This is a genomic window from Arthrobacter sp. SAFR-044 (assembly GCF_059414985.1).
The window spans coordinates 22,930-43,383 of sequence record NZ_JBPFDN010000013.1; the positions used below are offsets into that span (position 1 = coordinate 22,930).

A 20,454-nucleotide genomic window follows, 5' to 3' on the forward strand; every position below is an offset into this window, starting at 1 on the left:
GGCAATCCGTGAACACTCCTGCACCCCGCGCCGTCGTCACCGGTGCCGGCACCATTAACCCGCTCGGCACTACGGTCAAGGAAACCTGGGAGGCCCTGCTTGAAGGGCGCTCCGGGATCACGGCGCTGGACCAGGACTGGGCCGGGCAGCTGCCGGTCAAAATCGCCGGGCAAATCACTGCCGACCTTTCGGAGCACCTCAGTACCCGCGAAATGAAGCGGATGGACCGTTGCGGCCAGCTGGCGCTGGTGGCGGCCCGGGAGGCATGGGTCCAGGCCGGCAGCCCCGAGGTTGATCCCGAGCGGTTCGCGGTGGTTATTGGTTCCGCTTACGGCGGCCTGGGCTCCACCATTGAGCAGGACCGCACGCTGAACCAGTCAGGCCCGCGCAAGGTGTCGCCCCACACGCTCACCCGGCTGATGGTTAACGGCCCCGCCGCTTGGGTCTCCATCGACCTGGGTGCCCGCGGCGGCGCCCGGACCCCTGTCAGCGCCTGTGCCTCCGGGGCTGAGGCGATTGTCCAGGCAGCCGAGCTGATCCGCTCCGGCGCTGCCGACGTCGTGATCGCCGGCGGCGTGGACGCCTCCGTCAACGACCTGGTGATCAGCGGCTTTTCCCAGATCCGCGCGCTGTCCACGCGCCCGGGCGATCCACAGGCAGCCTCGCGCCCGTTCGACGGCGGCCGGGACGGCTTTGTGCTCGCGGAAGGCGCCGCAGTGGTGGTGCTGGAGAGCGAAGAGCATGCGCGTGCCCGCGGTGCTGCCGTCCTCGGGGCCGTGGCCGGGGGAGCGGTGACCTCCGATGCGAACGACATCGTGGCCGCAGATCCCGTGATGCAGCGCCGCGTCATGCAGAAGGCACTGGAATCGGCCGGGATGGAGCCTGCGGAGATCGGGTTCGTACACGCCCACGCCACCTCCACTCCCGTGGGCGACCGCCTGGAAGGCCAGGCGATCAGCGCCGTCTTCGGCGCGGACGTTCCCGTCACCTCCACCAAGGGCCACACCGGCCACCTGCTGGGCGGCGCCGGAGCGCTGGCCGCCGTCGTTGTCCTCGAAGCCCTGCGCACCGGCCAACTGCCCGGCACGCTGAACGTCGAGGCGCTGGACCCTGAAGTGCACCTTAACGTCGTGACGGAAACCTCCCGGGGCCTGCCTGCCGGATCCCTGCGTGCAGGGCTGGTGAATGCCTTCGGCTTCGGTGGACACAGCGTCGCCCTGGTGATCGCGGGAAGCTAGCCAAAACGCCGGAAACGCCGGAACGGTGGGATCGCCGTACCTGATCGGCGTTCCCGGACCGTTCCGGCGGTCCCGGATGCAGCGGTTTTTGATGAGGAGAGGGTCAGGCGCGGGCTGGGACTGCCGCCTCGACGTCCTGATCCTGGGATTCCACCTCCGCCGGGCCGCCCGGGCGGCGTTCCTTCAGGAAGTAGACGAGCCCGGCGGCCACCGCGGAAGCGGCGGCCAGGGCGAAGAGCCCGGGAATGACGCTGCCGGTCTGTTCCTTGATGATGCCGAATCCGAACGGCGCCACGAATCCGCCCAGGTTGCCCAGCGAGTTGATGATGGCGATGGCCGGGGCCAGGACCAGCGGGTGCAGGCCGGACTGCGGAATGGTCCAGAACAGGGGAGACGCGCTCTTGAAGCCCATCGCGGCGACGGCCAGGAACACCAGCGCCAGGACAGGCGACGCCACAGCCGCTGCGTACGTGCCGGCGGCGGCCACCAGGAGCGCAACCACCAACAGCGGCTTCCTTGACCTGGCCTTGTCCTGCCACTTCGCAGCGAAGTACATGGCGAACACGGCGCAGATCCAGGGGATGGAGGACAGGAATCCGGCTGAAAGATCGGTGGTCCCGGGGATCCGTTTGACGATGCTGGGCAGCCAGAAGGTGTTGGCGTAAATGGACAGCTGGATGGCGAAGTAGATGCCGCACAGGAGCAGGATCTGCGGGTTCAGGAGCATCTTCCAGCGGTTGACCTTCCCGGTGTCTGCCTTCGTGTGCGCTTCATCTTCTGCCCTGATGGCCCGCGACAGCGCATCCTTCTCGGCGGAATCGAGCCACTTGGCATCCTCGATCTTTGCGTCGAGCAGGAAGAACACCACGATGCCCACCAGCACCGACAGAACACCTTCGAAGCCGAAGAGCCACTGCCAGCCGTGCATCCCCAGGGCGCCGTTCAGGTTCAGCAACATGCCTGCGATGGGACCCGAGATGGCAGCTGCAACGGAAGACCCGGCGATGAAGACGGCTGTCGCCTTCCCGCGCTGGCCTGCCGGGACCCAGCGGGCAAAGTAGAAGATGACGGCCGGAAAGAAGCCGGCTTCAGCGGCGCCCAGCAGGAACCGCAGGACGTAGAACATGGTTTCGTTTTGTACGAAGGCCATGAGGAATGACACGATGCCCCAGCTGACCATGATCCTGGTCAGCCAGACCCTGGCACCGTATTTTTCCATCATCACGTTGCTGGGGAGCTCGAAAATCGCGTATGCGATGAAGAACAGGCCGGCACCGAAACCATACGCGGCGGCGCCGATGCCCACGTCGGCCTGAAGGTGGTCCTGGGCGTAGCCGATGTTGGAGCGGTTCAGCTGGTTGCAGACAAGCATGACCAGCATGATGGGGAGTACGCGCTTGAAGAACTTCCTGGTGGCGGATGCCAGGTCCAGGACGGCGTTGTCCACAGACTTCATTGAGTGTTTCCTTTGGGATGGGGCAGCCAAGGCGGGGGCCTTGGAGAAATGTACCGGACCGGCTTGTTAACGGACCGCTTGTTACCTGCGGGGTGTTACCTGACCAGGCAGGGCCGCTTGGGGTCGAAGGACCAGCCGTCGATGTAGTACTGCATGCCGACGCTGTCGTCACGCGCGTCCAGGCCGTGCTCAAGGTACAGCTGGTGGGCTCTGTCAAGGGCTGAGCGGTCCAGTTCGATGCCGAGCCCGGGCTTGGCAGGGACCTCGATGGCGCCGCCCTTGATCTGCAGCGGCTCCTTGGTGAGGCCCTGCCCGTCCTGCCAGATCCAGTGCGTGTCCAGCGCAGTGATTTCACCCGGGGCAGCCGCACCGGTGTGGGTGAACATTGCCAGTGAGATATCGAAGTGGTTGTTTGAGTGCGAGCCCCAGGTCAGGCCGAACTCGTTGCACAGCTGCGCCACGCGCACGGAGCCGTGCATGGTCCAGAAGTGCGGATCCGCCAGCGGGATGTCCACGGCGTTGCTGCGGACTGCGTGCGACATTTCGCGCCAATCCGTGGCGATCATGTTCGTTGCGGTCTTCAGGCCGGTGGCGCGGCGGAACTCGGCCATGACCTCCCGCCCCGAAAAGCGGCCTTCCGCGCCACAGGGATCCTCCGCGTACGCCACGACACCCTGCATCCGCTTGCCCAGCCGGACGGCTTCTTCCAGGAGCCAGCCGCCGTTGGGGTCCAGCGTGACGCGGGCGTCCGGGAAGCGCGTGGCGAGGGCGGTGACCACGTCCACTTCGGCGTGGCCGGACAGCACGCCGCCCTTGAGCTTGAAGTCGCTGAAGCCGTAGCGTTCCTGGGCAGCTTCGGCGAGGGCGACGACGGCCTCCGGAGTCATGGCCTCCTGGCGCCTGAGTATCTCCCAGCGGTCCGACGGCGATTCCTCCACCAGGTAGGGCAGGTCGGTGCGCTTGTGGTCGCCCACGAAGAACAGGTAGCCGAGCATCGGGACAGAGCTGCGCTGCTGCCCGTCACCCAGCAGTTCCGCCACCGGAACGCCGAGGAACTGGCCGTGCAGGTCCAGGAGGGCGGATTCGACGGCCGTTACGGCGTGGACGGTGGTGCGCAGGTCGAAGGTCTGGAGACCACGGCCACCGGCATCACGGTCGGCGAACTCCGCCGTGATCTCCCGCAGGAGCGAACGGTACCGGGCCACCGGCTTGCCTTTGATCCGGGCACCGGCTTCCTCGATGGTGGCGCGGATTTTCTCTCCGCCGGGAACTTCGCCCAGGCCTGTCCGGCCCTCGGAGTCGGTGATGATGACCACGTTGCGGGTGAAGAACGGGCCGTGCGCACCGCTGAGGTTCATCAGCATGCTGTCGTGGCCGGCGACGGGCACCACCTCGATGCCTGCAATGGTGGGCTGGGTGCTCATGCGCTGACGTCTGCTTTCTCTGCTGCGGGGACCATGTCGCCGTCGATGCGGCGGTTCAGGTGCCAGGGGTTGGAATCCTGGAGGGGCTGGGGGAGGAGTTCCTGGGGGAGGTTCTGGTACGCCACCGGCCGCAGGAAGCGGTGGATGGCGAGGGTTCCGACGGAGGTGGTTCGGGAGTCGGAGGTGGCGGGGAAGGGGCCGCCATGGACCATGGCGTGGCCGACCTCGACGCCGGTGGGCCAGCCGTTGACGATGATGCGGCCCACTTTCTCTTCGAGGACGGGGATTAGGGGTGCCGCCGTCGCGTAGTCCTGTTCGGTCAGGTGCAGGGACGCGGTGAGCTGGCCTTCGATCCGGGCGGCAGCCTGGCCCAGGTCCTCGATGGTGTTGTAGCGGATCACCAGGGAGGCGGCGCCGAAGATTTCCTCGTGCAGGACGTGGTTGGACACGAACTGGTCCACGCCGGTGCCGAAGATCGCCGGAGCGGGGGCATTCTCGGTGGCGCCCGGAGTGCCTTGGCCGAGGAGCTCGACGCCGTCCGCGGCGCTGAGTGCCTCGGTGCCGGTGTTCCAGGAGCCGGCAATGCCCGCGGTCAGCATGGTTTGTCCCGCGCAGGCTGCGACGGCGCGTCCGACGGCGGCAGCGAGTTTGTCACCGGCCTCGCCGGCGGGGGCGAACAGGAGGCCGGGGGAGGTGCAGAGTTGGCCGGAGCTTCCGGTGACGGACGTGACGTACTGCTTCGCGAGGGCGTTGATGCTTTCGGGGCCGCCGGTGAGGGCGCCTTCGAAGACGAAGACGGGGTTCAGCGAGGACATTTCGGCGTAGACGGGGATGGGTTCGGGCCGGTTGGCGGCGGTGCGCATGAGGGCGATGCCGGCCGACTGGGAGCCGGTGAACCCGACCGCCTTGATGGCGGGGTCCGCCACGAGCGCCTGGCCGATGCTGGAGCCGGGGCCGTAGATCAGGGAGAACACGCCGGGGTGCAGGCCGTGCTCCTTGACCGCTTTGGTCACAGCCTGGCCGACGAGTTCGCTGGTGCTGGGGTGGGCGTTGTGGGCCTTGAACACCACCGGGCAGCCTGCGGCGAGGGCCGACGCCGTGTCCCCGCCCGCCGTCGAAAAGGCAAGCGGAAAGTTGCTGGCGCCGAACACCGCAACCGGGCCAAGCGGGACCTGTCGCTGGCGGATGTCCGCGCGGGGCAGGGGTGCCCGGTCGGGGATGGCGGGGTCGATGCGGACACCGCGGTGGTCGCCCTGGCGGACGACTGCGGCGAAGAGGCGAAGCTGGCCTGTGGTGCGGGCGCGTTCACCCTGCAGCCGGGCTGCCGGCAAGCCGGTTTCCTGTCCGGCGCGGGTGATGAGCTCCTCGCCGATGGCCTCGATGTTGTTCGCAATGGACTCAAGGAACGCGGCGTGGGTGTCCGGGTCCAGGGTGCTGAAGGAGGCGAACGCATCCGCAGCGGCGCGGGTCGCCGTCGTGAGCTGCTCTTCGGTGACCAGCGTGTAGGCGGGCTCGAGGGCCTCGTTGGTGGCCGGGTTGAATCCGGTGGTGGTCTTGCCGTCGCCGATAACCGGCTGGCCGGCAATGAGTGAATGTCCGGTGAGGGTCATGGGGTGCTCCTGTGTCTTCGGTGACGGCTACGAAATGACGTCGATGAGGGCTTTAAGGTCTTCGAGGTCCTGCGGTGCCAGGTTCTGCAGTGGTGTGCGGACGGGGCCCGCTGACCGGCCGATGGCATCCAGGCCGCCCTTGACGATGGACACAGAGTAGCCCTTTACACGGTCGCGGATGTCCAGGTAAGGGATGACGAAGTCGTTGAGCTTCTTGTTGACTGCGGCGCGGTCGTTGTTGCGCACGTCCTGGTAGAAGTCCAGGGCGAACTGCGGGACGAAGTTGTACATGGCGCTGGAGTAGGTGCTCATGCCCAGCTGCAGCAGGGGCAGGGCGAAGGTTTCGGCGGTGGGAAGTCCGCCAAGGTAGAACAGGCGGTCGCCGAGCTTGGCGTAGACACGGGCGTCGTGCTCGAGGTCGCCCACGCCGTCCTTGAAACCGATCAGGTTTTCGTGGCGCTCTGCAAGGGTTGCCACGGTGGTGTCCTTGTAGATGGCATTGGCGCGGTTGTAGATAATGACGCCCAGCGAGGTTGAGCTGCAGACGGCGCTGACGTGCTCCACCAGTCCGTCCTGGTCTGCTTCGGTCAGGTACGGCGGCAGGAGGAGGATGCCCTCTGCGCCGGCCGCTTCGGCGGCCTTTGCGTTTTCGATGGCCTGGGCGGTGGAACCTCCTGCGGAGGCCAGGACCGGCACGCGGCTGCCCACTTCCTCGACGGCGGTGCGCACTACCCGTTCTGACTCCGCGGGGGTGAGGGAGAAGCCTTCGCCGGTGCCGCCTGCTGCGAAAAGGCCGGCCACCGGGAAGCTGGCCTGCCATGCCAGGTGCTTGCGGTAGTTCTCCTCATCGAACTGCAGGTTTGCATCGAACGAGGTGACAGGAAAGGAGAGCAGGCCTTCCTTGAGGGTGTCCGCCAGTTCGCGGGGAGTGTACTTTGCCACGGTGTGGTCCTTCGGATGTGTGCGCCGCGCGGCGGCAGGGGTGGTGGTTCCCTCCCACAGTAGAAGCGTGTCCGATGCCTGTCTAAGTGCAATTTTGTATTTATTGATACCTTTACTGCATAGTGTCGGCCGCGGGAAAGTTCACTCCATGGCGAACTCAAGATCTTTCAGGAGCCGTGACAGAGCGGGATTGGTGATCCGGCGGTTCCACAGGGCATGCAGTTCCACCTGCTCATGGTCCCCGCCCTCCAGCGGAAGGAACTGTACTCCGCGGATGCCGAGCAGGGTGGCGGAGTGCGGGACGAAGGCCAGTCCGCGCTTGGCTGCCACGAGCGACACCATGGTGAGGATCTGGCTGACGGTGTGCACTGCGTTGGTGTGCCGGATGGGGAGCATGCGGACCACCAGGTCGTAGAAGTAGCGGGCCTGCGTGGGTGAATGCATGATCAGGGGCTCGTCGCTGAAGTCGTCGGCGGTGATGACCCGGCCCAGCAGGGTGAGGCGGTGGCCCTCGGGTACGGCCAGCACCATGGATTCCCGGTAAAGCAGGTGGGAGTCGAACGTCTCCGTGTCGAACGGAGGCCTGGCAAGTCCCAGGTCCAGTTCGCCGGTCACCAGGCCTGCCAGCTGGTCTCCAGTCACCAGTTCCTGCAGTTCGATCTCGACATCCGGAATGATGTTCGAAAGTTCCTCCAGCAGCGGGCCCAGGATGCTGAAGCCGCTGGCGGCGGTGAAGCCTATGCGCAGGACGCCCGACTTCCCTGACGCAATCCGCCGCGCTGTCACGGGGGCCCTTTCCGCCAGTGCCATGAGCCGGCGGGCCTCCTCCAGGAATGTGCGGCCGGCGGAGGTCAGTTCCACCTTCCTGTTGTCCCGTTCCAGAAGTTCGGCCCCCACGATCTTCTCGAGCTTTTGGATCTGCCGGCTCAGCGGGGGCTGCGTCATGTTCAGCCGCTCGGCTGCCCGTCCGAAGTGGAGCTCCTCTGCAACGGCGATAAAGCCAGCCAGCTGGTCAAAAGTAAACATCATGCCTTCCGGGTATCAAATGATGCAGATATGGGCTTAGACAGGCATCATAGCTGCTCCCTACACTCGACAACTGTGAAGCGGGGTGACCCCCTTCACAGTTGTCCGGGCGTCCCAGCCCGCACCTGCACTTGCACCTAGGAGTTCCAATGATGCACTTCCCGTCCCGCCGCGCCGTCCTTGGAACGGCGTCGGCTTTCACCCTGCTGGCACTGACGGCCTGCGGCGGCAACGTTGCCGGCGGAACCGCGGCCGGCAATTCCTCCAAGTACCCCTCGGGGCCCGTAACAATGACGGTGGGCCAGGCAGCCGGCGGAAGCACCGACCTTATCGCCAGGGCGCTTGCAGATGGCGCAGCGAAGACGCTGGGCGCCCCAATGCCGGTGGTCAACAAGCCGGGGGCCAACGGTGCCTTGGCCACAAAGGAAGTAGCTGGAAAACCTGCCGACGGCCAGGAACTGGTCCTCCTTACGGCCTCCCTGATCACCATTACCCCCCTTGCGGTGAGCAAGGACGAGGCCGTCAACCTTGATGACCTGGATATCATCACCGGCCTTTCGCAGGACGACTACGTGCTGGTCGCCAGCCAGGGCTCGGGATTCAAGAGCTTCAAGGACGTCACCTCCGCAGGCCGGAACATTACGTTTGGCACCACCGGCGTGGGCACGGGCAGCCAGTTGGCGCAGACCGTGCTGTTCAAGCAGGCCAGCGTGCAGGGAACCGATGTGCCGTTCGACAGCGGCAAGCCGGCGCTGACCGCCGTGCTGGGCAACCAGGTTGAGCTGGCCACTGTCCAGCTCGGCGAGGCCATGGCGCAGATCCAGGCCGGAAAGGTAGCGCCCCTGCTGGTCTTCTCCGAAGAGCGGAACAGCTTCCTGCCTGACGTCCCGTCCGCCAAGGAAGCGGGCTACGACGTTCCAGTGGCGCAGTACCGTGCCGTCGCGGCCCCCAAGGGCACACCCCAGGACGTCAAGGACAAGCTCGCTGCGGCATTCAAGGACACCTTCAAAACGGATGCCTACCAGGAGTTCAACAAGAAGAACCTCCTGACGCCCAAGGAGATTTCCGGCGAGGAAGTTCGCACGCAGTGGAAGGACTACGCCGCGAAGTACAAGTCCCTGGTGGAGAAGTACGGCATCAGCCTTGGCGGGAACAAGTAACCGCCATGGAATCAACTCCAGCAGTGGCTGCCGGGCCGGGCGGAAGCTCCGGCCGGCAGCCCGCCGGGGACGGCCCGGATGAGATGCCCGAAGCCCTGACCCCCGAAGAACTGGCTGCGCAGTGGGAGGAGGAAAAGCCTCCCGCCGCAGGGCCGCTCGCCAACGCGGCCTCCTCCCTGGTGGTGCTCGGCGTCGGACTCGGTGCCCTGGCCCTGTCCGTTGCCATGGGCCTTGGCACACCGGAGAAGCCCGAACCGGGGCTGTGGCCCTTCCTGACCAGCTGCGTGATGGTGGCCCTGGCCATCTTCCAGCTGGTGTGGGGCCGCCACAACCGGGACGCGGAGAAATTCACCAGGCTCTCCTTCGCCCCGCTCACCGGCCTCGTCACGCTGGCCGCGATGGTCGCACTCATGGCCGCCATCGGCTTTGAGATCCCTTCGCTCATCCTGTGCATCATCTGGATGAAGTTCCTGGGCAATGAAACCTGGCGCTCAACCCTCCTGGTCAGTGCGATTGTCGTTGCGGCGTTCTACGGGATTTTCGTCCTTGCCCTCGGCACGTCCATTCCCCACCTCTTCTAGGAGACCACCGTGGATTTCTTCAATCCCGTGATTAACGGTTTTTCAGTCGTCCTGGAACCGATGAACCTGCTTTACTGCCTGATCGGCGTGGTGATCGGCATGCTCATCGGCGTGCTGCCCGGGCTGGGACCGGCTGCCACCATCGCCATCCTGCTCCCGCTGACCTACAGCGTGGAGCCCGTCACCGCGATCATCATGCTGGCAGGCATCTTCTATGGCGCCCAGTATGGCGGCACCATCACCTCCGTCCTGCTGCGGCTCCCCGGCGAGGCGTCGTCGGTGGTCACCGTCTTCGACGGCTACCAAATGGCCAGGCAGGGCAAGGCCGGCACAGCGCTGGGCCTGGCGGCGATCGGCTCCTTCATCGGGGGAACCGCCGCCATCATCGGACTGACCTTCCTGGCTCCGGTCGTAGCGGGGTTCGCCCTCGACTTCGGGCCCGCGGAATACTCCGCCCTTGCGATGCTGGGCATCCTGCTGGTGGCCACCATCAGCGGCGGCTCCAAGGCCAAGGCACTCATCGCGGCGAGCGTCGGACTCCTGCTCGCCACCGTGGGCAGGGACGTCTTCACCGGCGAAAGCCGCTTCACTTTCGGCAACCTCCAGCTCGCTGACGGCATCGACTTCGTGCCCATCGCGATGGGCCTCTTCGGCCTGGGCGAGATCCTCTACAACCTCGAGGAACGGCACCGCGCTGCCAAGGCGCCGTCGAAGGTCTCCAACGTCTGGCCCTCCAAGACGGACCTCAAGCACGCGTCCGGTGCCATCACCCGCGGCTCCGTGCTGGGCTTCTTCCTGGGTATCCTGCCCGGCGGCGGCGCCACCATCGCATCCATGGCCTCCTACGCCATGGAAAAGAAGCGCGCCAAGCATCCGGAACGCTTCGGCAAGGGAGCCCCCGAAGGCGTGGCAGGTCCGGAAACGGCCAACAACGCGGCAGCAACGTCGTCGTTCATTCCGCTGTTGACGCTGGGCATTCCCGCCAACGCCACCATGGCCCTGATGTTCGGTGCGCTGCTGATCCAGGGTGTCACCCCGGGCCCGCAGCTGGTGGAGCAAAACCCGGACCTGTTCTGGGGCGTGGTCAACTCCATGTACATCGGCAACATCCTGCTGCTGATCATGAGCCTGCCGCTGGTGGGCATCTTCGTCCGCATCCTCCGCGTCCGGGCAGCCATCCTCGCACCTATCACCGCCTTGATTACGCTGCTGGGCGCCTACACCATCAACAACAGCATGTTCGACGTAGCCCTCGTGGTGTTCTTCGGCGTGCTGGGCTATCTCATGAAGAAGTTCGGCTTCGAACCGGGTCCGCTGGTCCTCGCATTCGTCCTGGGTGAACTGCTGGAGAGCTCGCTGCGGCGCTCGCTGCTGGTCTTCGGCGGCGACCCCACTGGATTCTTTACCCGCCCCATCTCGGCAACCCTGCTGGTGGTCTTTGTCCTGGTGGCCGTGCTGCCCGGCGTCCGCAGCATGGTCGCCAAGCGTAAGGGCACGACGGCGGCAGCCGCCACAGCCGGGAACGTCACCAACCAGAACATCAAGGAGAAGGTATGAGCATCATCGTCGGGTTCGTTCCCACCCCGGCCGGGGAGGCGGCCCTCGCTGCAGGCATCGCTGAAGCGCAGCTCCGGCAGAAGGATCTGTACATCGTGAACTCCGCCCGCCAGGGTGCACTGGTGGACAAATCCGTGGCACCGGAAGATGTGCTGGCGCAGGCAGCGAAGAAGGCCGCAGACGCGGGCGTCACCGCCACTGTCATCCAGCCGCCCTACGAACATGACCTCGCCGACGAGTTCCTGGACGTGGCCCGGGAGGTGGATGCCTCACTGATCGTGATCGGCCTCCGGCACCGCACCCAGGTGGGCAAGTTCATCCTTGGCAGCCACGCCCAGCAGATCCTCATGCAGGCGGACCGGCCGGTGCTGGCGGTCAAAGCTGACGGCGCACGCTCTTAGCCGGCGGCGCTGCCTACTCAATGCAGACCGTCCCCCCACAAGGCAGGAGGGGCTTAAAGGCAGACCGGGCCGGGAACCTCGCGGGGTTGCCGGCCCGGTCCGCGTTTAATCGGACGATCTATGTGGTTGCCAGATTTTCAACCAGTGCATCGAGGATGGGCAGTTGGCCCTTCACGAGTTTGAGCCTGGCCTGCTGCTCCGGGAACCAGCGGGCGTCGTCAATCTCCGGGTAGTGCTGGATCCTGCCGGAACCCTTGGGCCATTCCAGTGGAAAAGTGTTGCTGTTGATGACCTCCGGGGTGAACTCAGCCTGCGCTGCGTAGGCGGTGATGAGCTTTCCCGAGGATTGCCGGAACTCGCCAAGGAGCCTGTATTCGGCCTCCGGGGCGGCAGTCCCCATCTCCTCTGCGAACTCGCGCAGTGCTGCGGCCAGCGGGTCCTCGCCGTCTGCATACTCGCCCTTGGGAATGGACCAGGCGTGCGTGTCCTTGCGCGCCCAAAAGGGGCCGCCCATGTGGGCTATCCATACCTGCAGCCCATCCCGGGTACCAGCAGGGGTGGCCGGCTCCTGCCGGTACAGCAGGATGCCTGCGCTGCGAATGGGCATTGAATCTCCGGATCGTTGGGAAGTGCAGTTGCCGTCCGCCGTTAACGTGGAGTTCACGGCGCTGCTCTAGGTTATTCCTTCAGGCACTCTGCCAGGCATTCCGCTCGAAAGGAGCACTCATGGCCAACATTGCTGAGGTTTTGGGACGGCTCACCCCGGATGAAGTGGATGAACTCCGCAGCCTTGGTCCGCAGGGCCACCTGCCGCGGCATCTGGTGGACGCACTGGACCGGGCAGCCGGCGGATCGGGGTCCGGCAAGGGGTACTACGTGGCCAACGGCAACGTGAGCGCCACCGGCGGCCCGCTGCTGGTGCTGCGCAGTGACGTTTCCAGTTGGTTGGCCGGCGCCCCCTCCTGAACGCCGCGCCTGCCCTGACCCCGTTGGGACACTCAGGGCAGGCAAGGCGGGGGCCGTCAGGCTGCGGGCAGGTTCCTGCCAGGAAACCCGGCCCCCGTGGAAGGGCCTGCTAGCCAATCAAAAGGCTGAGTGCCTCTGTAAGGTGCTCCACTTCACGCACCGAGAATCCTGCCGGCACAGGCCCCGGTCCGGCGTGGCTGGCCGGAACCACCGCGTGGGTGAACCCCAGCCGGTGGGCCTCCTGAATGCGCTGGTTGATCCCCGGCACGGGCCGGACCTCGCCGGCCAGGCCCACCTCGCCGAAGGCAATAAGCCGGATGGGCAGAGGCTTGCGGGCTTTGGCCGACGCCACGGCAAGGGCCACGGCAAGGTCCGTGGCCGGTTCACTGAGTTTCACCCCGCCCACGGTGGCAACGTAGGAATCATCCTTGTGCAGCATGGTCCCTGCGCGCTGCTGGAGCACGGCCAACAGCATGGACACGCGTGAACTGTCCAGGCCGCTGGTGGCCCGGCGGGGCTGTGAGTTGGGGCTTTCGGCGAGCAGCGACTGCACTTCCGCCAGCAGGGGACGCCGCCCTTCCATGGTGACGGTGATGCAGGTCCCGGACACTGGATCCTTGGTGCGGCTGACAAACAGCCCGCTGGGATCGGCCAGGCCCTCGATGCCGTTCTCGTTGAGGTCGAAGCAGCCCACGTCGTCGGTGGGCCCGTACCGGTTCTTCACGGCACGGAGCAGGCGCAGCCTCGAATGCCGCTCGCCTTCGAACTGGCAGACCACGTCCACCAGGTGTTCCAGCAGCCGGGGTCCGGCGATGGAACCGTCCTTGGTGACGTGCCCCACCAACAGGGTGGTCATGTTCCGCCGCTTGGCGGCCGCAATGATGGAGGCAGCCACCTCGCGGACCTGGGACACGCCCCCGGCGCTGCCGTCAACATCGGCGCTGCTGAGGGTCTGCACCGAGTCCACGATCAGCAGCCGCGGTTCGATCTTCTCCACCTGGCCCAGGGCCTGGCCAAGGTCCGTCTCCGCGGACAGGTACAGGGATTCGGCCACGGCGTCGATCCGCTCGGCACGCAGCTTCACCTGGGCGGCCGACTCCTCGCCGGTCACGTACAGGACGTCCTGGGCAGTGCGGGCGAACTTGGCAGCGACGTCCAGCAGCAGGGTGGACTTGCCGACGCCGGGTTCGCCGGCCAGCAGGATGACGGCGCCCGGAACCAGGCCGCCGCCCAGCACCCGGTCCAGTTCGTCCACGCCGGTGGGCAGGAAAGCCGCCGTGGTGGCATCGACGTCGGCAATCCGGCGCGCAGGCTCCGCAACTGTTGTGGCCGCCGTCGTCCGCGCCACGGCCGTGCCTGTTTCCTCAACCGTGCCCCACGCCTGGCACTCGCCGCAGCGCCCCACCCACTTGACCGTGGTCCAGCCGCATTCGGCGCATTTGTATGCGGGCGCCTTGGACGCCCGGGAAGTCTTTGTTGCCATGCGTTCAACCCTAGTGGCGGCCACCGACACGCCACCCACCTGTCCGCAGCTACAGCGCGGGCAGCACGTCCCTGGCCTCGGCCGCGTCCATTCCGGTGGCTTCCAGCAGGTCCACCATCAGCGGCCGGAACAGCATGACGACTGTTTCGCCCTCCAGCCGGGTCACCTCCAGCAGCTTGGGATGCAGGCGCAGGGCGATCTCGCTCAGGTCCCGCCGGGCAGTGCGCAGGTGGGCGCGGCGGACGCCTTCGTGCGTTTCCGCAAGGCCCAGTGAGAGCTCGTCGATGGCGGCGGCGGTCTCCTGCAGCACCCCCGCGATGCTGTCCGTTGCCTCGTCAGAGAGCGCCGTGTGGTTGATGGCGCTGGTCAACCGCCGCGCGAACACGCGGCTGTTCCTCAGGGCAAGGTCGATGAAATCCAGGGACTGCTTCAGCCGGTCCAGTTCATCGCGGTGCCGGCGGTAGGCGGGAGCCAGGGTGGCCACCTCGCCGGACGCGCGGAGGGACTGACGCATGGCATCAACGAGGGGCTGGCAGTTCCGGCCGCGGATCAGGGCGTGCCAGGCCTGCGTGGAGTCACTGTTGACCAGGGCGCCGCCACATTCCCGCAGTACCTCCGCCAGTTCATGCAGCAGCTTCTGCACATCCCGGCGCGGCTCCTGGCGGGGGTCCTTTGGCACGAGGATGGTCACCAGCAGGGCGAACATGCCGCCCACCACGGCATCGATACTCCGGGTGAACGGGCCGCCGGACGGTGCCGGGAGCAGCACCACCAGCAGTGACTGCAGGGCCAGCTGGGTGGTGAAGATGTTTCCGCTGTCCAGGAACCGGGCCAGCAGGATGGAAAAGAGGAGCACGACGGCGGCCACCCAGATGTCGCCGCCAAGCCAATGCAGGAGCAGATCACCGACCACTATGCCCAGGGTGCAGCCCAGGCCCACTTCCATCACCCGCCGCAGCCGGGGCTCCCGGGAAAACCCCAGGGCTATCAGGGACGAAGTGGCGGCGAAGAGCGGCCCGGTGTGGCCAAGGATGTACTCCGCGAAGGCGTACGCGCCCACGGCGCAGACGGTCATCTGGATGGCAGGAACAAACGAGTTGCGGCTGCGGATCAGCCCGGTCCGGACCCGGCTCCGCAGGAACCGCTTAGTTGCTGAGAGTCCTGCTGGGATGGCCATGGGTCCAATACTATTCAGTGCCGATCCACTGCCCTGCGCCGGTGCACTACGACCGCGCATGTGATCCGCGCAATGGTGACCCGGCATTTGTCAGCCAATATGCCGCCGTCGTTAATCCTCCGTTCACTTTGGACAGCCCATCCCGTTACCTGCGGCCCTTAACTTTCTTGAAGGTACAAAACGTACGCATCGCGCAGCAGGGTTCTCCGTCCCTGTCCCGCACCTGAATAACCCTGGAAGGGGTACATCTAGTGAAGGCACTCCGCTTCGGCCGCCACGCGGCTATCGCTGTTATCGCAGCCGGCGCACTCGCGCTTACCGCCTGCGGTTCAGACAACGCCACGAACACCGCGCCCGCAGGCTCCCAGTCCGCCTCCGGCCCCAAGGTGACCGGTACGCTCACCGGCATCGGTTCCTCCGCCCAGGGCGCAGCCATGGACGCCTGGAAGACCAACTTCGCCTCCGCCAACTCCGGCGCGAGCGTGCAGTACTCCCCGGACGGCTCCGGTGCAGGCCGCAAGGCAATCCTGGACGGCTCGGCCCAGTTCGCAGGCTCGGACGCCTACCTGAAGGATGACGAGTACGCCTCCTCCAAGTCCGTGTGCGGACCCGACGGCGCCATCAACGTCCCCGTCTACATCTCCCCGATCGCCGTGGCCTTCAACGTTCCCGGCGTTACTGACCTGAAGCTGGATGCCACCACCGTGGCCAAGATCTTCCGCGGCCAGATCGCCAAGTGGAACGATCCCGCCATCGCTGCCCTCAACGAAGGTGTCTCGCTGCCGGACCTCAAGGTCACCCCGGTGAACCGTTCCGACGACTCGGGCACCACGCAGAACTTCACCGATTACCTGGCCGCCGCGGCACCCGAGGTCTGGACCGACAAGGCCGCCGGTGTGTGGCCCGCCAGCCTCCAGGGCGAAAACGCCAAGGGCACCTCCGGTGTGGTCAAGACCGTCACGGACACCCCCGGTGCCGTGACCTACGCTGACGACTCGGCCGTCAGCGGCAAGCTGGGCGTTGCCCAGATCAAGGTGGGCGATTCCTTCACCAAGATCTCCGCCGACGCTGCTGCCAAGGCCGTTGACGCGGGCAAGCCGGTCGAAGGCCGCGCCGCCAACGACCTCTCCATCAAGCTGGACCGCAAGACCACCATCGCGGGCGCCTACCCGATCGTGCTGGTGTCCTTCCACGTCCTGTGCACCACCTACGACAAGCAGGAGACCGTTGACCTGGTCAAGGCCTTCGAGCACTACGTAGTTTCCGACGAAGGCCAGAAGGCCGCAGCAGAGTCGGCCAAGTCCGCTCCGCTGTCCTCGGACCTGGCAGCCAAGGCCGCCAAGGCCATCGACTCGATCAAGGTCAAGTCCTAGCCAACGCTGCATAACCGGGTTCCCCGCCTGCCGGACGGCAGTGCGGGGAACTTGGCTTTGCAACCCGCTTCCTTAATCCAGTTACGAACCGAAGGGCCGTCGAATGACCGCCACCTCCCTGACCAGTACCCAGGGCGCCGGGCGCGCCGGGGACAAAGTCTTCTCCGGCGCCACGCTGGCAGCCGGGTGCCTGATCCTCGCCGTCCTCTTCGGCGTCGCACTCTTCCTGGTAGTCCAGGCAATCCCCGCGCTGACCGCGCCCGCGGACAAGATCCAGGGCGGGCAGGGCTTCTTCGCCTACATCTGGCCCATCGTGATCGGCACCCTGATCGCCGCCGCCATCGCACTGGTTATCGCTACCCCCATCGCCATCGGCGTGGCGCTGTTCATCTCCCACTTCGCACCCCGCCGCCTCGCCTCCGGGCTCGGCTACGTGGTGGACCTGCTCGCCGCCATCCCCTCCGTGGTCTACGGCGCCTGGGGCGCGGCTTTCCTTGCCAAGGAGATCTCCCCGGCCTACGGCTGGCTCGCGGCAAACATGGGCTGGATCCCCATCTTCCAGGGCCCGGCCTCCACCACCGGCAAGACCATCCTCACCGCGGGCATCGTCCTCGCCGTCATGGTCCTGCCCATCATCACCTCCCTGTCCCGCGAGATCTTCCTGCAGACCCCCAAGCTGCATGAGGAAGCTGCGCTGGCGCTAGGTGCAACCCGCTGGGAAATGATCAGGATGGCCGTGCTGCCCTTCGCCCGCCCGGGCATCATCAGCGCCATCATGCTGGGCCTGGGCCGTGCACTCGGTGAGACCATGGCCGTTGCCCTGGTGCTCTCCTCCGGTGCGCTGACCGCCAGCCTGATCCAATCCGGAAACCAGACCATCGCTGCTGAGATCGCCCTGAACTTCCCCGAAGCCAGCGGCCTCAAGGTCAGCACCCTGATCGCCGCCGGCCTGGTGCTGTTCGTCATCACCCTTGGCGTGAACATGATCGCGCGCTGGGTCATCACCCGGCACAAAGAATTCTCGGGAGCCAACTAAATGACCTCCACGCTTACCCCGGTCCGCAGCAAGCGGTCTGCCCTCACCAAGGGCCAGCTGCCCAAGTATGCACCCTATGTGGTGCTCGTCGGAGCCCTGATCGTCGGGGCCGCCATCCTCGCCCTGATCGGCTTCAACCCGTTCGGCTGGGGCCTGGTCTCCGCGATCCTGTTCGCCGTTGGCCTGGTTTCCTGGAGCGCCGCCGTGGAAGGCTCCCGCAAGGCCAAGGACAAGCTGGCCACCTGCCTGGTGGTCGGCTCGTTCCTGGTGGCGCTGCTGCCCCTCGTTTCGGTGATCTGGACCGTGCTGGTCAACGGCATCCCCGGGCTCCTCGACCCCGGATTCCTCACCACCTCCATGAACGGCGTCACCGGGGCCTTCGACAACAAGGCCGTGGAAAGCGGCGGTCCCGTGGTGGGCGGCATCTACCACGCCCTCCTGGGCACCGTGCAGATCACCCTGCTGGCCACCGTCATCTCTGTTCCCGTGGGCCTGCTCACGGCCATCTACCTGGTGGAGTACGGCCACGACGGCCGCCTGGCCAAGGCCATCACGTTCTTCGTGGACGTCATGACCGGCATCCCGTCCATCGTCGCCGGCCTGTTCGCCGCCGCGTTCTTCTTCGCGGTGGTGGGCCCGGGCACCAAGACCGGTGCGGTGGCCGCCGTCGCGCTTTCCGTGCTGATGATCCCCGTGGTGGTCCGCTCCAGCGAGGAAATGCTCAAGATCGTCCCCAACGAGCTCCGCGAGGCCGCCTACGCCCTGGGCGTCCGCAAGTGGCGGACCATCCTCAAGGTGGTTATCCCGACGGCGATCTCGGGCATCGCGTCCGGCGTCACCCTGGCGATTGCCCGGGTCATCGGTGAGACGGCGCCCATCCTGGTCACCGCCGGGTTCGCCACCAATATCAACTCGAACGTGTTCGGCGGGTGGATGGCCTCGCTTCCAACGTTCATCTACACCCAGATCCTCAACCCCACCTCGCCGTCCAACCCGGACCCGTCCTCCCAGCGGGCCTGGGGTGCCGCCCTGGTGCTGATCATCCTGGTGATGGTCTTGAACCTGGTGGCGCGCCTGATCGCACGGATCTTCGCCCCCAAAACCGGCCGGTAACCAGACCTGCCGCATCTTCCGCCATACCGCGGCGGATCCTAGACTTCAACCCATACCCAGTAAGTGAAGGAACACCATGTCTAAGCGCATCGACGTCAAGGACCTGAACGTGTACTACGGCGATTTCCTCGCCGTTGAGGACGTCAGCATCAACATCGAGGCCAAGTCCGTCACCGCGTTCATCGGTCCCTCCGGCTGCGGAAAGTCCACCTTCCTCCGCACTCTGAACCGCATGCACGAGGTCATCCCCGGCGCACGCGTCGAGGGTGAGGTTCTGCTGGACGGCGACAACCTCTACGGACCCGGCGTGGACCCTGTCACCGTGCGCTCGCAGATCGGCATGGTCTTCCAGCGCCCCAACCCGTTCCCCACCATGTCCATCCGGGACAACGTGCTGGCCGGCGTGAAGCTGAACAACAAGAAGATCTCCAAGGGCGAGGCGGACGTCCTCGTGGAACGCTCGCTCAAGGGCGCAAACCTCTGGAACGAGGTCAAGGACCGGCTGGAGAAGCCCGGCTCCGGCCTCTCCGGCGGCCAGCAGCAGCGTCTCTGCATTGCCCGCGCCATCGCCGTGGAGCCGCAGGTGATCCTCATGGACGAGCCGTGCTCTGCCCTCGACCCCATCTCCACCCTGGCCATCGAGGACCTCATCAACGAGCTCAAGGACCAGTACACCGTGGTGATCGTGACCCACAACATGCAGCAGGCCGCGCGCGTGTCCGACAAGACCGCGTTCTTCAACATCGCGGGCACCGGCAAGCCGGGCAAGTTGATCGAGTACGGCGATACCCACACCATCTTCAGCAATCCCGTGCAAAAGGCGACGGAAGACTACGTCTCCGGACGCTTCGGGTAAGCCTGGTCCCGTTGGCGATCTACTGGCGGGTACGCTTATCGAGATACTTTTGGAACTAGTAGTAAGCCCGCTTAAGGAGTTTTGCATGACGCAGACGGCCAGTGAACCCCTGGGCTCCCAGCTTACTGTTTCCGTTCCCGGCGTGGACCCGGTGCCGGACGCCGTGGAACCGGCCCAGGCTTTCGCCGCTGCGGCGGGTCTGGCTGGACCCTTGGCAGCCGGTCCGCTGGCGCCGGAGCTCGAACCGCACCTCGCCCTGGTGGCAGCAGGTGTGGAGGATGCCGTCGAGGAAGAGGATGTCCTGGCGGAGGTGTGGCGAACCAGTTCGCGGCTCGAAAGCATGCAGTGGGAACTGGACACAGCCCAGGAATCCCTGCGGCAGGCAGTCCGCAAAGCCTCCGCGGCCGGAGTGGCAGACGGTGAACTGTGCGCGGCGGCCAACCTGACCCCGGACGAGCTCACCGCCGTCCTCCTGGCCGCTGCCGTCGTCAGCCCTGTGGCCCTGGAGCTTTAGCAAATCCTCGAGGCGCGGCGGGCGCAGTGCCTATTCCGGGACCTCCAGCTGGAACCCGCAATGGCAGCGCAGGACCCGGGTCGGCAGGGATACGGCGTTGAGCCCGCTGCCTGACCTGCTGCTGCGGTAGCAGAGCCGCTCAACCTCGAACTCCGCTTCCTCCATGGGAAAGCCGCAGTGAATGTAGTCGTCCCCGAAGAGGACTACCTTGGCCATCCAGCGGACCTGGTTCAGCGCGGCCGCCACGTCGGTGGCGTAGGCAGTGTGTTCCTGGAACCGGTTGCAGTCGTTGCAGGTGTAGGAGATTGTGACCAGGTCCCCGCCGGCGGCGCCAATGGCGGTGATCGCGTGGATGGTCAGCTGGTGCTCGGTTCCGCAGGCCTCGCACTGGGGCTGCCGGGGCTGGGGAAGGGGGCGCCGGGAATAGGAGGAAGACATGACGCCTGCTCTTTTCCGCGTTGTGCATCCGAGCCGCCGGGTGGCTGCAGCGGCGCCTGGTCCGCAGCCCTGCACGCGGCGCGGACGCCGGTCCCCGGCGTCG

General features: G+C 66.1%; 20 protein-coding genes. 11 read left to right on the top strand and 9 right to left on the bottom strand.

The genetic code is table 11. From position 1 onward, the window contains the following. Positions 1 to 8 precede the first annotated feature (8 nt). Entirely contained in the window at positions 9 to 1,238 is a 1,230-nt protein-coding gene (locus tag ACR65J_RS17480; RefSeq protein ID WP_440171440.1) for a beta-ketoacyl-[acyl-carrier-protein] synthase family protein, read from the top strand. Positions 1,239 to 1,341: 103 nt separating this feature from the next. On the opposite strand, the gene ACR65J_RS17485 is transcribed toward ACR65J_RS17480, so the two are convergent. The 5 genes from ACR65J_RS17485 to ACR65J_RS17505 form a co-directional block, all read right to left on the bottom strand. After that, on the bottom strand, positions 1,342 to 2,694 hold the full coding sequence (locus ACR65J_RS17485; RefSeq protein ID WP_440171442.1) for an MFS transporter: 1,353 nt from the start codon (positions 2,692 to 2,694) through the stop codon (positions 1,342 to 1,344). A gap of 95 nt (positions 2,695 to 2,789) precedes the next feature. Further along, positions 2,790 to 4,118: an enolase C-terminal domain-like protein gene (locus tag ACR65J_RS17490; RefSeq protein WP_440171444.1), complete on the bottom strand. Its 1,329-nt coding sequence runs from the start codon at positions 4,116 to 4,118 to the stop codon at positions 2,790 to 2,792. Then, the gene (locus ACR65J_RS17495) at positions 4,115 to 5,728 is read right to left on the bottom strand and encodes an aldehyde dehydrogenase (NADP(+)) (protein ID WP_440171446.1); all 1,614 of its coding nucleotides are present in this window, start codon (positions 5,726 to 5,728) and stop codon (positions 4,115 to 4,117) included. Before ACR65J_RS17495 ends, ACR65J_RS17490 begins: the two co-directional genes overlap by 4 nt. A gap of 27 nt (positions 5,729 to 5,755) precedes the next feature. Continuing rightward, positions 5,756 to 6,670, bottom strand: a complete 915-nt coding sequence (gene kdgD / locus ACR65J_RS17500) for a 5-dehydro-4-deoxyglucarate dehydratase (RefSeq protein WP_440171448.1) — start codon at positions 6,668 to 6,670, stop codon at positions 5,756 to 5,758. Positions 6,671 to 6,811: 141 nt separating this feature from the next. Continuing rightward, positions 6,812 to 7,696 carry a LysR family transcriptional regulator gene (locus tag ACR65J_RS17505; RefSeq protein WP_440171594.1) on the bottom strand — a complete coding sequence of 295 codons (885 nt, stop codon included), beginning with the start codon at positions 7,694 to 7,696 and terminating at the stop codon, positions 6,812 to 6,814. 149 nt (positions 7,697 to 7,845) lie between these two features. Here ACR65J_RS17505 and ACR65J_RS17510 point away from each other — a divergent pair, with 149 nt between their 5' ends. The 4 genes from ACR65J_RS17510 to ACR65J_RS17525 are packed head-to-tail and all read left to right on the top strand — an operon-like array spanning position 7,846 to position 11,395. Beyond that, positions 7,846 to 8,856, top strand: a complete 1,011-nt coding sequence (locus tag ACR65J_RS17510) for a Bug family tripartite tricarboxylate transporter substrate binding protein (protein ID WP_440171449.1) — start codon at positions 7,846 to 7,848, stop codon at positions 8,854 to 8,856. A 5-nt stretch (positions 8,857 to 8,861) separates the two neighbouring features. Next, positions 8,862 to 9,437 (top strand): tripartite tricarboxylate transporter TctB family protein, encoded by a 576-nt coding sequence (locus ACR65J_RS17515; protein ID WP_440171451.1) that lies wholly within the window; start codon positions 8,862 to 8,864, stop codon positions 9,435 to 9,437. 9 nt (positions 9,438 to 9,446) lie between these two features. Further along, complete coding sequence (locus tag ACR65J_RS17520) at positions 9,447 to 10,994, top strand: tripartite tricarboxylate transporter permease (protein ID WP_440171453.1); 1,548 nt, start codon at positions 9,447 to 9,449, stop codon at positions 10,992 to 10,994. Beyond that, positions 10,991 to 11,395, top strand: coding sequence for a universal stress protein (locus tag ACR65J_RS17525; protein WP_440171455.1), 405 nt, complete (start codon positions 10,991 to 10,993; stop codon positions 11,393 to 11,395). The genes ACR65J_RS17520 and ACR65J_RS17525 overlap by 4 nt, the downstream gene beginning before the upstream one ends. A 118-nt stretch (positions 11,396 to 11,513) precedes the next feature. Here the strand turns inward: ACR65J_RS17525 and ACR65J_RS17530 are convergent, their stop codons facing one another. Beyond that, entirely contained in the window at positions 11,514 to 12,002 is a 489-nt protein-coding gene (locus ACR65J_RS17530; protein WP_440171457.1) for an NUDIX hydrolase, read from the bottom strand. Positions 12,003 to 12,121: 119 nt separating this feature from the next. Here ACR65J_RS17530 and ACR65J_RS17535 point away from each other — a divergent pair, with 119 nt between their 5' ends. Next, a complete protein-coding gene (locus ACR65J_RS17535; RefSeq protein ID WP_440171459.1) occupies positions 12,122 to 12,361 on the top strand; it encodes a hypothetical protein in 240 nt (79 codons plus the stop codon). Between the two features lie 109 nt (positions 12,362 to 12,470). Here ACR65J_RS17535 and radA read toward each other — a convergent pair whose 3' ends face one another. Both radA and ACR65J_RS17545 read right to left on the bottom strand, forming a co-directional pair. Further along, positions 12,471 to 13,844, bottom strand: a complete 1,374-nt coding sequence (gene radA, locus ACR65J_RS17540; protein WP_440171461.1) for a DNA repair protein RadA — start codon at positions 13,842 to 13,844, stop codon at positions 12,471 to 12,473. Positions 13,845 to 13,893: 49 nt separating this feature from the next. Continuing rightward, on the bottom strand, positions 13,894 to 15,021 hold the full coding sequence (locus ACR65J_RS17545; protein ID WP_440171463.1) for an FUSC family protein: 1,128 nt from the start codon (positions 15,019 to 15,021) through the stop codon (positions 13,894 to 13,896). Between the two features lie 251 nt (positions 15,022 to 15,272). On the opposite strand from ACR65J_RS17545, the gene pstS reads away from it, so the two are divergent. The 5 genes from pstS to ACR65J_RS17570 all read left to right on the top strand — a co-directional run bounded on the left by pstS (position 15,273) and on the right by ACR65J_RS17570 (position 19,913). Continuing rightward, on the top strand, positions 15,273 to 16,394 hold the full coding sequence (pstS, locus tag ACR65J_RS17550) for a phosphate ABC transporter substrate-binding protein PstS (protein ID WP_440171465.1): 1,122 nt from the start codon (positions 15,273 to 15,275) through the stop codon (positions 16,392 to 16,394). Between the two features lie 103 nt (positions 16,395 to 16,497). Further along, complete coding sequence (gene pstC, locus ACR65J_RS17555) at positions 16,498 to 17,430, top strand: phosphate ABC transporter permease subunit PstC (protein WP_440171467.1); 933 nt, start codon at positions 16,498 to 16,500, stop codon at positions 17,428 to 17,430. Next, positions 17,431 to 18,543: a phosphate ABC transporter permease PstA gene (gene pstA / locus ACR65J_RS17560; RefSeq protein ID WP_440171469.1), complete on the top strand. Its 1,113-nt coding sequence runs from the start codon at positions 17,431 to 17,433 to the stop codon at positions 18,541 to 18,543. 76 nt (positions 18,544 to 18,619) lie between these two features. Further along, positions 18,620 to 19,399 carry a phosphate ABC transporter ATP-binding protein PstB gene (gene pstB / locus ACR65J_RS17565; RefSeq protein WP_018763202.1) on the top strand — a complete coding sequence of 260 codons (780 nt, stop codon included), beginning with the start codon at positions 18,620 to 18,622 and terminating at the stop codon, positions 19,397 to 19,399. A gap of 85 nt (positions 19,400 to 19,484) precedes the next feature. After that, positions 19,485 to 19,913 carry a hypothetical protein gene (locus ACR65J_RS17570; protein ID WP_440171471.1) on the top strand — a complete coding sequence of 143 codons (429 nt, stop codon included), beginning with the start codon at positions 19,485 to 19,487 and terminating at the stop codon, positions 19,911 to 19,913. A gap of 30 nt (positions 19,914 to 19,943) precedes the next feature. Here ACR65J_RS17570 and ACR65J_RS17575 read toward each other — a convergent pair whose 3' ends face one another. Further along, positions 19,944 to 20,351: a hypothetical protein gene (locus ACR65J_RS17575; protein WP_440171473.1), complete on the bottom strand. Its 408-nt coding sequence runs from the start codon at positions 20,349 to 20,351 to the stop codon at positions 19,944 to 19,946. Positions 20,352 to 20,454 lie beyond the last annotated feature (103 nt).